This is a genomic window from Halioglobus japonicus, from assembly GCF_001983995.1.
GTDB lineage: Bacteria > Pseudomonadota > Gammaproteobacteria > Pseudomonadales > Halieaceae > Halioglobus > Halioglobus japonicus.
This window is the reverse complement of sequence record NZ_CP019450.1, coordinates 1,954,649-1,967,491: the sequence shown is the minus strand read 5'-3', so window position 1 is coordinate 1,967,491 and position 12,843 is coordinate 1,954,649. Positions and strand designations below refer to the sequence as shown.

Here is a 12,843-nt window from a genome sequence, read left to right as displayed (position 1 = left end):
TGTTGTCTGCTCCGTAAATACTGACGCGATTAATGGCTGATGCCGACTGCCCGGTGCACGAAGGTATTATCGCGCACACAAGCAGCGAGGAAACCGGCGATGTCGGCGCGGGAAATTTTGAGCCTTAAACCGCGCTCTTCCGATGGAATATCCACCTTGAAATTGCCGTCGGCCGGGGCATCCGTAAATGCACCGGGGCGCACGATGGTCCAGTCCAGTCCGCTTACGCGGACCAGTTGCTCCTGTCGTTCGTGATCCAGGAACACGCTGCGGAGCAACACGCCGAACATCACCCTCTTCCAGAAAAAGTTCAGGTTGTTCCAGCTCTCACCCGCGCCCAGTGTCGACTGACAAATCAAGCGCTCGACGCCGTGATGTTGCATCGCCCTCACGATAAGCTCGGTCCCCTTGGAGCGCACAACGCTTTTGCGAGATGCTCCGCCCCCCAGGGTGACGACCACAGCATCGTGGCCTTCGACAGCACTACAGACATCCTCAAAGTCGAGTGCATCACCTGCCAGCCGGTACAACTGCGGATGCGCGACTTCTAACGCATTGGGACGACGCGCAAAGGCCGTCACTTCATGCCCATCCGCCAGCAAGCTCTCTACCGCCAGACGGCCCACACTACCTGTTGCGCCAAAAACAATCACTTTCATGGTGCTCTCCTCGACAAACTGACAATGACTTGACATCGTGTCAAGTTGACGCCGTGTAAATTAGTGGTAAATTGACACCATGTCAAGCAAAAACCTCGAAACCCGCGAACGCATTCTTGAGAGCGCCTGGACGCTGCTGGCCGAGAGCCACGCAAGCGCTGTGCGCATGAGCGATATCGCGAAGCGCACAGGCATCAGTCGACAGGCTGTCTACCTGCACTTTCCAACCCGGGCGGAATTGTTGATTGCGACTACACGTTACATCGATCAAGTTAAGGACATCGATAAGCGACTAGCGAAGAGTCGCAGCGCTGCATCGGGTCTTGAGCGGCTCAATGCATATGTTGAGGCGTGGGGCAACTACATCCCCGAGATCTACGGCGTGGCCAGCGCCTTGATCGCCATGCAAGCCAAGGACGATGAAGCCGGGGCTGCCTGGGCGGACCGAATGGGAGCCGTGCGCCATGGCTGTGAGGCTGCGGTGGCCGCGCTGAAGCGCGACGGCACACTGACCCAATCACTCTCCACATCCGAAGCGACAGATCTGCTCTGGTGCCAACTGTCGGTAGAAAACTGGGAACACTTGCGGTACGGCTGTGGCTGGTCACAGACGCGTTATATCAAAGTGATGCAACAGACCGTGCGCAAGGCATTGGTCGATTGAGAGAGCATAGATCGAAGATGGACTCTCGAAAGGACACACTTAGCTGGAACTAACACGCCGGCCAAGCACAAAAAAAGGCCACCCATTGGGTGGCCTTTTTTGGTAGATGGCGCGCCTGGCACGATTCGAACGTGCGACCGCCTGGTTCGTAGCCAGGTACTCTATCCAGCTGAGCTACAGGCGCGTTGAGGGGGCGTACTATAGGGACGAAGTTATTTAGAGTCAAGCGCTTAGCGGTGAATTATTTTGTCCAATTTTTAACCATCATACCGCCAGCCTTAGGCTGTCCCGGGCCTCCCTTGCCAGCTCCTCGCGGAAATCCGGGTGGGCGATGTTAATCAGGTCTCGGACCCGCTCCGCCAGTGATCTGCCACGCAGCTCGGCGATGCCCCACTCCGTCACGACGTAGTCCACCTGAGCTCTTGTGGTCACCACCCCGGCGCCCCGCTCCAGCGCCAGCACGAGACGGCTGAGGCTGCCCTTCTTGGCGGTACTGGGCAGGGCGATAATGGACTTGCCGTGCTCGGAAAAGGTGGCGCCCAATAAAAAATCCACCTGACCGCCGACACCGGAATAAATTTTGTGGCCCATGGAATCGGCGCAGACCTGACCCGACAAATCGATTTGAATCGCGCTGTTAATTGACGTCACCTGTGGGTTCTTGGTGATAACGACCGGATTATTCACAAACTCGATATCGAGGAACACCACATCAGGATTGTCATTTACAAACCGGTACAGTTGCTCACTGCCCATGGCGAATCCGGTCACCGTGCGGCCGCGGCTGACCTTCTTGTTACTGTTATCAATCACGCCGGACTCAATCAGACCGACCACGCCGTCGGAAAACATTTCGGTATGCACACCCAGGTGACGCTTGTCGCCCATACAGGCCAGTGCTGCATTGGGGATCGCTCCGATGCCCATTTGCAGGCAATCTCCATCGTTTACCTGCTCCGCCACGATCTCGCCGATGCGCCGCTCCACATCAGATTCCGGCTTCGCCTCCGGTGAGATTAATGGGCGGTCGTCCATGTAGGCATAATCAATGTCACGGATGGTAATAAAGCTGTCGCCATGGGTGCGAGGCATGGAAGGATTGACGTGTGCAATGATCTTACCCGCCACATCGCAGGCGGCCCGGGTCGCCTCCACCGAAATGCCCAGCGAACAGTTGCCATGTTGATCCGGCGAGGAAACCTGTATCAGTGCCGTGTCCACCTGCTGGTGACCGCTGCGAAACTCCTTGGGAATCTCTGACAAAAACATAGGCACTTAGTCTGCCCTGCCCTCGTTAATCAGCTGTCGGGTTGATTTACCGGCAAAGTAACAACGATTACGCAGATGACCGTCCAATGCCGGCGCTGCCACTTCTTCCGCGTGCTCAAGATGCAACTGCATGAGCTGCACATCACTCAGTGTCAGTGCATGCTGGGCCAGGGCTTCAAGTAGAACCGTCGGCGTCGCGGCTATGGATTGACACCAGATATGCTAGCCTGAGCCGATGGTCTGGACTGCCTCAAGTGCCGTATCGGTAAATAGAGCCATGGCGACATCACCTATCGAACATGCAGTGAAAAGTTAGCGGGCTCGCGATCAAGGTAACCCAGTAATTCTTGCAGGCGTTCCTCGTCACCAATATCCGTACCGGCCGGTTTGCCCGCGAGCACCGAGCGCAGTTGGGCAATGGTCAACCGCACCCGTGGCAAGCCATCGGGTAACGGTGCTTCTACCACCTCGAGAATACTGTTGCGCAGAGTGACGTGGAACTGCTGCTGCACGGCGCCCGAATCCTCATTCAGAAATCCAAATCCCAACTGCAGCCGAGTCGCTCCTGCTTTCTCGGCGTCGACCTGGTAGCGCCAGCTCTGCAGCAATTCCCCCGGCGGCAAGGTACCTGCGACAACGCGCTGACCCATGCCCAGCAACATACGGGTATTCACCTTGCCCTCGAGCTCGTTGGCGCCGTTGAGATACCAGGCGCGAGCAATGGTATTGATTTCGCCGTAACCCCGCGCGCGCAGCGCAGCTGCCTTCAGGTATCTGGCATCCCAATCAAGGTTGTCGACCCTCACCAGCAACTGCGTCAGCTCAGCCGCAAACTGATAGTCTTCAGCAAAAAATGCCCGCTCGGCTTCCGCAAACACCTTTTCACGACCGCCCATGAGTTTCACGTAGCGACGCGCTTTCTCCAAGGGTTCCGTGGGCAGCAGATCGGTGGCATCGCCGCTAAACCAGCTGACCCAGCCGTGATAAATCTCGGGAGCGATTATCCAGGGCGTGCCGTACATGGGGCGGGTGTAAGGCGGATGATCAAGGTGCGCGGGCAATTCCAGAAACTGCTGTTGTAACTGGTCTGCGTTATAGCCCTTGTTGATATAGCGAATGGATTGATCCCAGATGTACTGAATGGCATCGCGGCTCACGGTGACGGCACGCTGTATTTCTGCCGCGTCACCCATGGGCATGATGTGAGAACCCAACAGCCAATCGGGTTTAATGTCTCTCACCCTGTCCAGGGCGCGAATGTAATTTTCCGGTAGGCGAGGCTTGGAACCGCGAATCGAATGAACGTTGGCCAGGGCGTAAAAGAACTCATCGCCCATGATCATGAGATTCATGTCCGGCAGGTACAAACCAAACTCGGAGATTGCTTCGCCACCGGTATAAATCACCTCGAGGTTCACACCGGCGATCTGCAGCGACATATCCTGGTCCATGGTATGCGTTGGCCGAATATAGCCGGGGGCGCCGCCGAGTATCTTCGGCGCACAACAGCCGTGATAGTGCTGTTCATCTTTGCCCAACAGATCGGGACCATAGTAAAACGCACCCATGAGCTGGCGCGGCAGGAAGGCCCCAAACTCCTGCGCGAGCTCACGCTCGAAGTTTTCCCAGGCGTAAATCTGCACCTCTCCGCGGTCTACCTGAGCCTGACTGACCAGCGCCGAAGTACCGTTGTAATGATCGGTGTGGTGATGTGAGTAGAAAATCGCCTTGATCGGCTTGTCGGAAATTTTGCGAATCTCGCGAGCAATGTGCTCACCGGCCTCAACGTTTACGCTGGTATCGTAGACGATCAGTCCATCTTCGCCCTCGATAATCGTGCTGTTGCCGATCCAACCGCCCGGCACGTGCACGGTCCACACCGGGTGTTCGCCGGCACGGTAGGTACCCGATTTCTCGGTGAACAGCTTTTTGTGCTCCTGGAAGTACGCAGGCCAGCTGCGTTCAACATGGTAGGGGCTTTGCTCCTCTAAGACTTCTGCCTGGCCGTATACCAGTGCGGACGCAAGGCCCGCCAGAAATACGATGACCGCTGCAATCCGCATAAATGCTCTCTCCCTGAGCCTGTCTATTTACTGTCGGGTGTATCCCGGAGCCGAATTCATGAACAATCTAATCGGCCAGTTACCCTCACCGATATGAATGACGAGGCCGTAATTATCGTTGTCATAGTCACGCAGCCACTCATATTCAATCTGTACCGGCAACTCAATGGGTTCCGGCTCATCGGGCTTGCGCCCTACCACGACCACCTCTTCAATGCTGTCCGGGTCGTCGACCACGTCCTTGGGCACTGCCAGGGTCACCTTCTGCATACCCTCGGCGCCGCCGGGCTCAATCGACATAAGCTCAACACCCAAGGTATCGCCCTTGTGTCCTGTGACAAACTCCAGCCAGTCGCTTTGCAGCGAAGTCGCTTCCTCGGCAGTTGCCGAGCTTGTGCTCGCCAACAGTGCAGCGATCAGTAGGGTTTTCTTCATGATTGTGGCTTCTGGTCTATGACAACACCGCCGCGTTCCTGGGCCAATTCGCGCCCTGCATGCCCCGATAGCCACAAGGCGCGCAGCAGGTTGACCGCTGCCATGCTCAGGTGTTGCTCTGCAGCCTCCAGGGCAAGGCCCGCCGCCTGTGCCTTTTGCTCTGCCGACAGGTGGCCGGCCTTGGCGGTCATCTCGGCATCCACACCGGCAATGACTGCGCGAATCTCGCGCGCCGCCTCTTCAGAGGCGACTCTCAATTCGTCAGAAAACTGCTGGAATTCGGCTGCGTTCATCGTCATGGCCCGGGCACTGCGCCAGGTCAAGCGCGCGGGCATGGTCGCAAGGTCGAACCCCAGGGACATCATTTTGCCAATCATTGATTCTCATCCGGATTACGTCAGGCCAGTGCAGTATACGCTATTTCCCAGGGGCATCCGTGTCGTCGCTGCCAGGCAGAATAAAATCCGGCAGGTTCTGCTTGCGGCGCATCCAGTTCAGTGCGCCATACACACCGGATTGCGACACGATATAGCCCTCAAGCCGGTACTTACCAGGGAAATTCATCAGCATCACACCCACCAGCAGCGTGAGGAGACCCTGGCCAGGCATGAACAGCAGCACAATACCCAGCAGCACAAACAGCGCGCCTATCAGGTTCTTCACTCCAACCACCAGGTGTTCGGCAACCCCCCGGGTTCGCTGGGAATGACGACGATGTGGCCTGGCAAAATAATCGGCGGGCAGCTTACGCACTACCCAGGGAACCGCCACCAGCGCCACAATGGCCGTGCCAACCGATAACACCGTTGCAGCGAACACCACTTGGGACAGCCACTGCGGTGCTTCCATCAGCCGGCCTCCCCAAACTGCGCACGCGCCAGGGCAATCCGCTCATCGTGCCCTTTGGCCCTGGCGGCAATAGCGGCGGCCAGGGTCAATCGATTGCGCAGCCCGGTCTGATTGGCCACTTGAATGGCCAGCCCCGGGCGAGCATTCAGTTCCAGTAACATGGGCCCACATTCACGATCGAGCACCACATCCGCGCCCAGGTAGCCCAGCCCGGTCATCTCAACACAACTGGCCGCGAGGTCGAGCACCCGCTCCCAATGGGGAATCACCAGATCGGCAAAGCAGGCGCCAGTGTCAGGGTGCGCATCGATGAGGATGTCGTTCTGTACCGCCCTGACACTGCGGCCACTGCCGATATCAATGCCTACCCCCACGGCTCCCTGGTGCAAATTAGCCTTGCCGTCAGAGGCATGGGTGGCGCAGCGCATCATGGCCATGACAGGCACGCCCTTAAACGCAATCACCCGAATATCGGGAACGCCTTCGTGGCTGTAGGATGCCAACACAGGGTCAAAATCGATCAGCGCCTCAATCATCGCGCAGTCATTGCGGCCGCCAAGGCTGTGCAAGCCGGCCAGGATATTGCTGACATGGCGACACACATCCGCGGCGTCGATTTCGCGTCCGGAAGACTTAATAAAACGATCGCCGCGACGGCCCACCACCACCAGAATACCCTTACCGCCGCTCCCCTGTGCGGGTTTGATCACAAACTCCTCGCGACCGGCCAGCACATCGAGCACTGCATTGACTTCGTGCTGATAGCGAATAACGCCGTAAAGCGCCGGCACAGGGATGCCACGCTGCTCCGCAGCCTGTTTGGTTAAAAGTTTGTTGTCGACGAGGGGGTAGTTGCGACGCGGATTGTACTCACCGATGTAACCAATATTGCGCTCGTTCATACCGAGCATGCCAGCGGCGCGCAGACGCGACGGCCGGGCAAACCATTTCACGGCTTGTCACCCATGGCACGAAAACGATACAACTCAGTAAGACGATATCCAGTGTACTTGCCCAGTAACAGAATCAGGCCCAGCAGAGTAAGCGTCAGTTCCGGAAAATTAAATGTGAGGTGTGACGCCAACCGATTGGACATTGCCAGGTATGCCAATGTGGCCACGAGCAAACTACCACTGCCCTGTACGAGCACCTCGTGAGGCCCCTCCTCTTCCCACAGAATAGACATCCGTTCGATCGTCCAGGCCAAAATAATCACCGGGAAAAATGTCACCGACAGCACCTGATCCAGGCCCAGTCGATAACTGGTCAGCGCCAACGCGGACATCAGGAAAATCACCACAATGACCACAGCGGATATACGGGACACCAGCAATAGATTCATGTGCGACAACCATCCACGAATCCACAGCCCTGCCGCCACCAGGCCCAGGAAAATCGCCAGTCCCAGTAACAGGGTAGTTTGTATAAACGCAATCGCAATAAGTATGGGCATAAATGTGCCCGAGGTTTTGACCCCGACCAGCAATCGCATAATGACAACAACCAGCGCGGCCACAGGAATCAGTAGCAATCCCTTGAAGACACCCTGCTGCTCCACCGGCAGCGCATATATGGAGAAATCTAACAGTGCATAACGTCCGGAACGCTGTTCCATGGCCAGCACCGAACGCGAGGGCAGGCTGTTACTCACCAGGGCAAATTCTAGGCGTGAATTGCGTGCGCCACTTACATTCAGCACAGCGTCTTCGCTGCGTTGCCAGATAAAGAAATCCTCGGGCAGGCCAGCCTGCCCGGTACGTGGATCAAATACCTGCCAGCGCTCGCCGTCGTGGATTTCCAACAGGGTACTCAGGGTCTGACGGCGACGGCCATCCTCCAGACGCACCCCCCGCAAGGCCGTGGCGGGAATTTCCGCCAGCGCCAGAGTCAGCAACAGTACGTCGCCGGAATCCTCATCCCAGGTGCTGAGCAGAAAGCGTCCGTCGGGATCGGTTGTGCGTGAATCCAGTGCGCGAATCAGGAGTTGCGTGAAGCTGGTGCGGTCCGAGGATTTAGCCTCTAGCACCTCGATAAGACGCAGCATGGCAGCGCGTTGATCGGCCGTCAGCAGCGGCACGGCAAGCGCAGGTACATCGCGTTGCTCAAGTTCCCGCGGATTTTGCCGATAGGCCTGTAACTTGTAGTAAAGCGTCGCCGGTTCAGCCAGCTCGCTGCGGGTCCACGTGGCGCGGCGTGTTTCGTCCTGGGTCACGGTAAAACCAAACCCGGAGGAGGCAAAGTGTTCGTCGAGCACGACCCAACCGGCAAGCTCCGATGGCAGCGTCAGGTCGGCCTCGACCGGACCGTCGCCGGGGCGAAAGCTGATTTTGGACTCAATGGTCCAGACGTCGCGATATTCTCCCGGCAGCAGCGGGAATCCGAGAAAGAAAACCTTGTAAACCATGAGGCCGACGCCCACCAGAATCAGGGTGGCCGCGACGAGCTCTATTCTGACGCGGGTGCTAAGCACTACATGGCCTGCGTATGCCGGCGGCTTACATCGACAATGGCCGCATCAACCAGGAAGTTGCGACCCACCAGTAGCGGAAATTCGAAGTCCTGGCGGTCCGACAGGGTGACGTCAACGCGGGAACGCATGTCGCCCAGCGTCAGCCACATCCTCACCACGAAGCGCCGCTCAGGCTCCCTTGAATGCTGCTTGATCAACACCTGGCGGCGCAGCCGCAACTCCATGGGTACCAGTTCATCGCTCTGGGGGTCGGGCACCGAAAAACGGACGTAGCGCTTGCCCTCCTTCTCCACAAGGCGAACCTGCTCTGCATGAATGGACGTGGTTTCGGCGCCGGTATCAATGCGCGCCTGCATGCGCAGACCTGCCGGCTCCACATCAACCCACTCTACTGCACCAATAATGGGCAAATGCATATCACCGGCGGTGGTCGCCGATGGTGGCTCAGTGGTGATGACTGGTGTCGGAACCTGGACGATTTTCTCGACAATCTGGACCTCGGGATCCGGGCATTGCAGTACCTCACAGGCCGGACAGGCTTTGGGTTCAGGGCAATTGACCACCTCGGGCTCAGGCGCAACTGTCGTACACCCACCCAGCAACATCAGCACCAAAAACATGACTGTAAATCTCATGCGCGGAAGGGTAATGAATCCCCCTTCGGAAGTACAGAAAACAACCCGTGAATCAGCCGTTGGGCCAGGCGCCAATTATCTCGAGAAATCTCCACTTTTTGCTGGACCGGATACCTGGCGCTCCATAGTCTGAAGAAAGTCACGGGTTTCGGAGTGGGCAGTAATGAAACGACCGCTAATCTCAATTATTCTCCTGGGCAGCCTGGCCCTTGGCCCCTCGGCGCTGGCCGGCGTGTATATGTGTGTCGATCCGGACACCGGCAAGAAAACCTTCACAGACCGCGCCTGTCCCAGCAAGGGCAAGGGCAGCAAGGTGAAGGTGGAGACCACCAACTTTGGCGAGGGCGTAGCCAACAAGCGTCGCGCTAACGCCACCTGGACCAGCCACATAGACACCACTGTCTCCGGCCGCAAGAACTTCAAGGACGATCCGGCCGTCACTACCCACGTCAACGGCAACGGCTTACTCGGCGCAGGCAGCTAAACCTCCCCCACAGCACCGGTTTTCGTCTAGAATTCGCCCTTTAGACGAACCGGAGCTCCACCATGAAAGCGCTCGTCAAGCGAGAAGCCCGCGAAGGGATTTGGCTGGAAGACGTTCCAGAGCCTGAGCTGGGCATTAACGACGTTCTTATCAAGGTAAAACGCACCGCCATTTGCGGTACAGACATGCACATCTATAACTGGGACGCCTGGGCCCAGAAGACCATTCCTGTTCCCATGGTGGTCGGGCATGAGTTTGTCGGCGAAATAGTGGACGTGGGCAGTAACGTCAACGACTTCCGTCCGGGGCAGATTGTCTCCGGCGAGGGCCATGTTGTCTGTGGCCGCTGCCGCAACTGCATGGCCGGACGTCGCCACCTGTGCAACCAGACTTCGGGCATCGGGGTGGATCGCCCCGGATCGTTTGCAGAGTACGTCGCGCTCCCCATGTCCAATGTCTGGGAGCATACGCCCGGTGTAGACCTGGATGTGGCCGCCCTCTTCGACCCCTTCGGCAATGCAACCCACACCGCACTGCAGTTCGATCTGCTGGGCGAAGATGTTCTCATTACTGGCGCTGGCCCGATTGGGGCTATGGCAGCGGCCGTATGCCGCCACGCCGGAGCCCGCCACGTGGTTATCACCGATGTTATTGATGCCCGACTTGAACGGGCAGCTGCGCTGGGCGCCACCCGTACGGTCAATGTCTCCCGGGAAAGCATCAGCGATGTCCAGCGCGAACTGGGCATGCACGAGGGTTTTGATGTGGGTCTGGAAATGTCGGGGAATGCCCGGGCGTTTAACGACATGATCGACAGCATGTGTCACGGCGGCAAAATATCCATTCTCGGCATCCCCGGCGAAAACACCGCCATCGACTGGAACAAGGTGATTTTCAATATGCTCACCCTGAAAGGCATTTACGGCCGGGAAATGTACGAGACCTGGTACAAGATGTCGGTGATGATTGATTCGGGGCTGGATATCTCACCGGTGATTACTCACCGCCTACCCTTCACCGAGTTCCAGCAGGGCTTTGACGTCATGAACAGCGGGGAGGCCTCCAAGGTCATCCTCAATTGGGAGGCATAATCGTGTACGACCGTTTTCAGGAACACCTGGCCAGCGAACTCAAGGGGATTGAGGAGGCAGGCCTGTATAAACACGAACGTCAGATCACCACGCCCCAGGGCGCTCGGGTGGGCGTGCGCGACGGTGAAGTGCTCAATCTCTGTGCCAATAACTATCTGGGGCTGGCACAACACCCCGAGGTCAACGCAGCCGCCGCGCAAGGCCTGGAAGAATGGGGCTACGGCATGGCCTCGGTACGCTTTATCTGCGGCACCCAGACCCTGCACAAGCAACTGGAAGACAAGCTCAGTCAGTTTCTTGGCACGGAAGACACGATTATTTACCCCTCCTGTTTCGACGCCAACGGCGGCTTGTTCGAAACCCTGCTGGGCGCAGAAGACGCCGTTATTTCCGATGAGTTAAACCATGCCTCTATCATCGACGGTGTGCGTCTGAGCAAAGCCCAACGCTACCGTTACAAGAACAACGACATGGCCGATTTGGAGGCGCAGTTACAGGCAGCGGATGCTGCCGGGGCTCGCTTCAAACTCATTACCACCGACGGTGTGTTTTCCATGGACGGCTATATTGCGCGTCTGGATGAGGTGTGTGATCTGGCGGAAAAATACGACGCCCTGGTTCACTTCGATGACTGCCATGCCACCGGATTCATCGGCGGTGGCGGCCGTGGCACCCACGAGCTACGCGGCTGCATGGACCGGGTAGACATTATCACCGGAACGCTCGGTAAGGCACTCGGCGGTGCCTCGGGAGGATACACTGCCGCGCGCCAGGAGATTGTCGACCTTCTGCGTCAGCGCTCGCGACCATACCTGTTTTCAAATACGGTGGCGCCGCCGGTGGTTGCCGGCGCGCTCAAGGCCATCGACCTCGTCACCGAGTCACCGCAGCTGCGTGAGCGCTTGCAACACAATACCGCGGTCTTCCGCGAGGGATTACAACAGCATGGCTTCGAACTCCTGCCCGGTGAACACCCCATTGTGCCGGTTATGCTACACGACGCAGCGCTGGCAGCCCGCTTTGCCGAAGCGGTACTCGCCCAGGGTGTATATGTGATCGCCTTTTCGTTTCCCGTGGTCCCCCGGGGCAAGGCGCGCATCCGCACCCAGATGTCGGCGGCCCTGTCCGACGACGATTTGGCGTTTGCCATCGAGGCCTTCGGCCGCGCCAAGGCCACACTGGCATAAACGCCACTTGTGAGTGCGTTTAACCCACCGCCGATACTGCGTAATTGCCACGTTCAGACGCTGATTTCCAGCACACCTCTACGCGCCTGGCCACTGGCACGGCGCACCCGGCAACTGCAGGCCGACGCAGAAGATGTCATTCTTGAGTGTTCCGATGGTATTCGCCTGCACGGGCTTTACAACGCCAATCCTGAACCCTCGCGCGGACTCGCTATTCTCCTCCATGGCTGGGAGGGAGACGCCCAGTCGAGCTACCAGTTGTCCAATGCCCACACGCTGTATCAGGCAGGGTTCAGTGTGTTCCGACTACACCTGCGCGATCACGGCCCCAGCCATGCCCTCAACCCAGAACTTTACAACTCCACCCGATTGCGGGAAGTCATTGATGCCGTGGGTGAAATCCTGCATCGCTACCCCCACCACCGGCACTATATGGCCGGGCACTCACTGGGCGGTAATTTCACCCTGCGCGTTGCCGCCCGGGCACCGGAGTTTGGTATTCACCTCGACAAAGTCGTCGGCGTCTGTCCGGTGCTCGACCCCTGGCGCACCATGCAGGCCATTGAGGCGGGCAGCCCCATCTACCACCGCTACTTCGTGCACCGCTGGAAGCGCTCCCTGAAAATCAAACTCGAGCATTATCCGGAACTCGGCTATGGCGATACCTTGCTGGAACTTCAGACGCTGGGAGACATGAACGACTACTTTGTCCCCCACTATACCGACTATGCAGACTCGCGCAGCTACTACCACGCCTATGCACTCACCGGCGATACCCTGCGCAACCTGCAAATACCCGCGCATATCATCCTCAGCCAGGATGACCCGATGATTCCCTGTGATGATCTGGAAGACCTGGCTCGCAGCGATAACCTGAGCATCGAAACACCGCGCTATGGTGGCCACTGTGGCTTTCTGATGAACTGGCAACTGGATGGCTGGATCGACCAGCGACTGTTACACCTGTTCCAATAGGCACAGGCATGTCATACGTGTCGAGCGTGGAGGGACTACACCCGATTACCGGAGTGGGGCAA

Annotated in this window: 15 protein-coding genes and 1 tRNA gene; 5 read left to right on the top strand and 11 right to left on the bottom strand. The window is 57.9% G+C overall.

Annotated elements, in window-relative coordinates; translation table 11 throughout:
- Positions 1–29: 29 nt before the first annotated feature.
- Complete coding sequence (locus BST95_RS09240; RefSeq protein ID WP_084199021.1) at positions 30–659, bottom strand: NAD(P)-dependent oxidoreductase; 630 nt, start codon at positions 657–659, stop codon at positions 30–32.
- Positions 660–738: 79 nt separating this feature from the next.
- Between BST95_RS09240 and BST95_RS09235 the strand changes: the two genes are divergently transcribed.
- A complete protein-coding gene (locus BST95_RS09235) occupies positions 739–1,323 on the top strand; it encodes a TetR/AcrR family transcriptional regulator (protein WP_084199020.1) in 585 nt (194 codons plus the stop codon).
- Between the two features lie 107 nt (positions 1,324–1,430).
- Here BST95_RS09235 and BST95_RS09230 read toward each other — a convergent pair.
- From BST95_RS09230 to BST95_RS09190, 10 genes are all read right to left on the bottom strand, one after another.
- Positions 1,431–1,507 (bottom strand) — tRNA-Arg (locus BST95_RS09230).
- An 80-nt stretch (positions 1,508–1,587) separates the two neighbouring features.
- Positions 1,588–2,592 (bottom strand): acetyl-CoA hydrolase/transferase family protein, encoded by a 1,005-nt coding sequence (locus BST95_RS09225; protein ID WP_229801723.1) that lies wholly within the window; start codon positions 2,590–2,592, stop codon positions 1,588–1,590.
- A gap of 6 nt (positions 2,593–2,598) precedes the next feature.
- On the bottom strand, positions 2,599–2,724 hold the full coding sequence (locus BST95_RS20945; RefSeq protein ID WP_268244993.1) for a hypothetical protein: 126 nt from the start codon (positions 2,722–2,724) through the stop codon (positions 2,599–2,601).
- Between the two features lie 158 nt (positions 2,725–2,882).
- Complete coding sequence (locus BST95_RS09220) at positions 2,883–4,655, bottom strand: alkyl sulfatase dimerization domain-containing protein (RefSeq protein ID WP_084199019.1); 1,773 nt, start codon at positions 4,653–4,655, stop codon at positions 2,883–2,885.
- 27 nt (positions 4,656–4,682) lie between these two features.
- A complete protein-coding gene (locus BST95_RS09215) occupies positions 4,683–5,090 on the bottom strand; it encodes a hypothetical protein (protein WP_084199018.1) in 408 nt (135 codons plus the stop codon).
- Positions 5,087–5,467 carry a hypothetical protein gene (locus tag BST95_RS09210; RefSeq protein WP_084199017.1) on the bottom strand — a complete coding sequence of 127 codons (381 nt, stop codon included), beginning with the start codon at positions 5,465–5,467 and terminating at the stop codon, positions 5,087–5,089. Before BST95_RS09210 ends, BST95_RS09215 begins: the two co-directional genes overlap by 4 nt.
- Positions 5,468–5,507: 40 nt before the next feature.
- Entirely contained in the window at positions 5,508–5,939 is a 432-nt protein-coding gene (locus BST95_RS09205; protein ID WP_084199016.1) for a hypothetical protein, read from the bottom strand.
- On the bottom strand, positions 5,939–6,892 hold the full coding sequence (locus tag BST95_RS09200; RefSeq protein WP_084199015.1) for an alpha-L-glutamate ligase-like protein: 954 nt from the start codon (positions 6,890–6,892) through the stop codon (positions 5,939–5,941). Before BST95_RS09200 ends, BST95_RS09205 begins: the two co-directional genes overlap by 1 nt.
- Entirely contained in the window at positions 6,889–8,409 is a 1,521-nt protein-coding gene (locus BST95_RS09195; protein WP_229801657.1) for an inactive transglutaminase family protein, read from the bottom strand. Before BST95_RS09195 ends, BST95_RS09200 begins: the two co-directional genes overlap by 4 nt.
- Positions 8,409–9,029 carry an ATP-dependent zinc protease family protein gene (locus BST95_RS09190; RefSeq protein WP_229801658.1) on the bottom strand — a complete coding sequence of 207 codons (621 nt, stop codon included), beginning with the start codon at positions 9,027–9,029 and terminating at the stop codon, positions 8,409–8,411. The genes BST95_RS09195 and BST95_RS09190 overlap by 1 nt, the downstream gene beginning before the upstream one ends.
- A 178-nt stretch (positions 9,030–9,207) precedes the next feature.
- On the opposite strand from BST95_RS09190, the gene BST95_RS09185 reads away from it, so the two are divergent.
- The 4 genes from BST95_RS09185 to BST95_RS09170 all read left to right on the top strand — a co-directional run bounded on the left by BST95_RS09185 (position 9,208) and on the right by BST95_RS09170 (position 12,781).
- A complete protein-coding gene (locus tag BST95_RS09185; RefSeq protein ID WP_084199013.1) occupies positions 9,208–9,528 on the top strand; it encodes a DUF4124 domain-containing protein in 321 nt (106 codons plus the stop codon).
- A gap of 62 nt (positions 9,529–9,590) precedes the next feature.
- The gene (tdh, locus tag BST95_RS09180; RefSeq protein ID WP_084199012.1) at positions 9,591–10,619 is read left to right on the top strand and encodes an L-threonine 3-dehydrogenase; all 1,029 of its coding nucleotides are present in this window, start codon (positions 9,591–9,593) and stop codon (positions 10,617–10,619) included.
- Positions 10,620–10,621: 2 nt separating this feature from the next.
- The gene (locus tag BST95_RS09175; protein ID WP_084199011.1) at positions 10,622–11,806 is read left to right on the top strand and encodes a glycine C-acetyltransferase; all 1,185 of its coding nucleotides are present in this window, start codon (positions 10,622–10,624) and stop codon (positions 11,804–11,806) included.
- Between the two features lie 9 nt (positions 11,807–11,815).
- A complete protein-coding gene (locus BST95_RS09170) occupies positions 11,816–12,781 on the top strand; it encodes a YheT family hydrolase (protein WP_084199010.1) in 966 nt (321 codons plus the stop codon).
- Positions 12,782–12,843 lie beyond the last annotated feature (62 nt).

Coding starts and splice junctions, on each gene's coding strand:
- BST95_RS09240 (WP_084199021.1), bottom strand. CDS start 659: ATGAAAGTGATTGTTTTTGGCGCAACAGGTAGTGTGGGCCGTCTGGCG.
- BST95_RS09235 (WP_084199020.1), top strand. CDS start 739: ATGTCAAGCAAAAACCTCGAAACCCGCGAACGCATTCTTGAGAGCGCC.
- BST95_RS09225 (WP_229801723.1), bottom strand. CDS start 2,592: ATGTTTTTGTCAGAGATTCCCAAGGAGTTTCGCAGCGGTCACCAGCAG.
- BST95_RS20945 (WP_268244993.1), bottom strand. CDS start 2,724: ATGCAGTTGCATCTTGAGCACGCGGAAGAAGTGGCAGCGCCGGCATTG.
- BST95_RS09220 (WP_084199019.1), bottom strand. CDS start 4,655: ATGCGGATTGCAGCGGTCATCGTATTTCTGGCGGGCCTTGCGTCCGCA.
- BST95_RS09215 (WP_084199018.1), bottom strand. CDS start 5,090: ATGAAGAAAACCCTACTGATCGCTGCACTGTTGGCGAGCACAAGCTCG.
- BST95_RS09210 (WP_084199017.1), bottom strand. CDS start 5,467: ATGATTGGCAAAATGATGTCCCTGGGGTTCGACCTTGCGACCATGCCC.
- BST95_RS09205 (WP_084199016.1), bottom strand. CDS start 5,939: ATGGAAGCACCGCAGTGGCTGTCCCAAGTGGTGTTCGCTGCAACGGTG.
- BST95_RS09190 (WP_229801658.1), bottom strand. CDS start 9,029: ATGTTTTTGGTGCTGATGTTGCTGGGTGGGTGTACGACAGTTGCGCCT.
- BST95_RS09185 (WP_084199013.1), top strand. CDS start 9,208: ATGAAACGACCGCTAATCTCAATTATTCTCCTGGGCAGCCTGGCCCTT.
- tdh (WP_084199012.1), top strand. CDS start 9,591: ATGAAAGCGCTCGTCAAGCGAGAAGCCCGCGAAGGGATTTGGCTGGAA.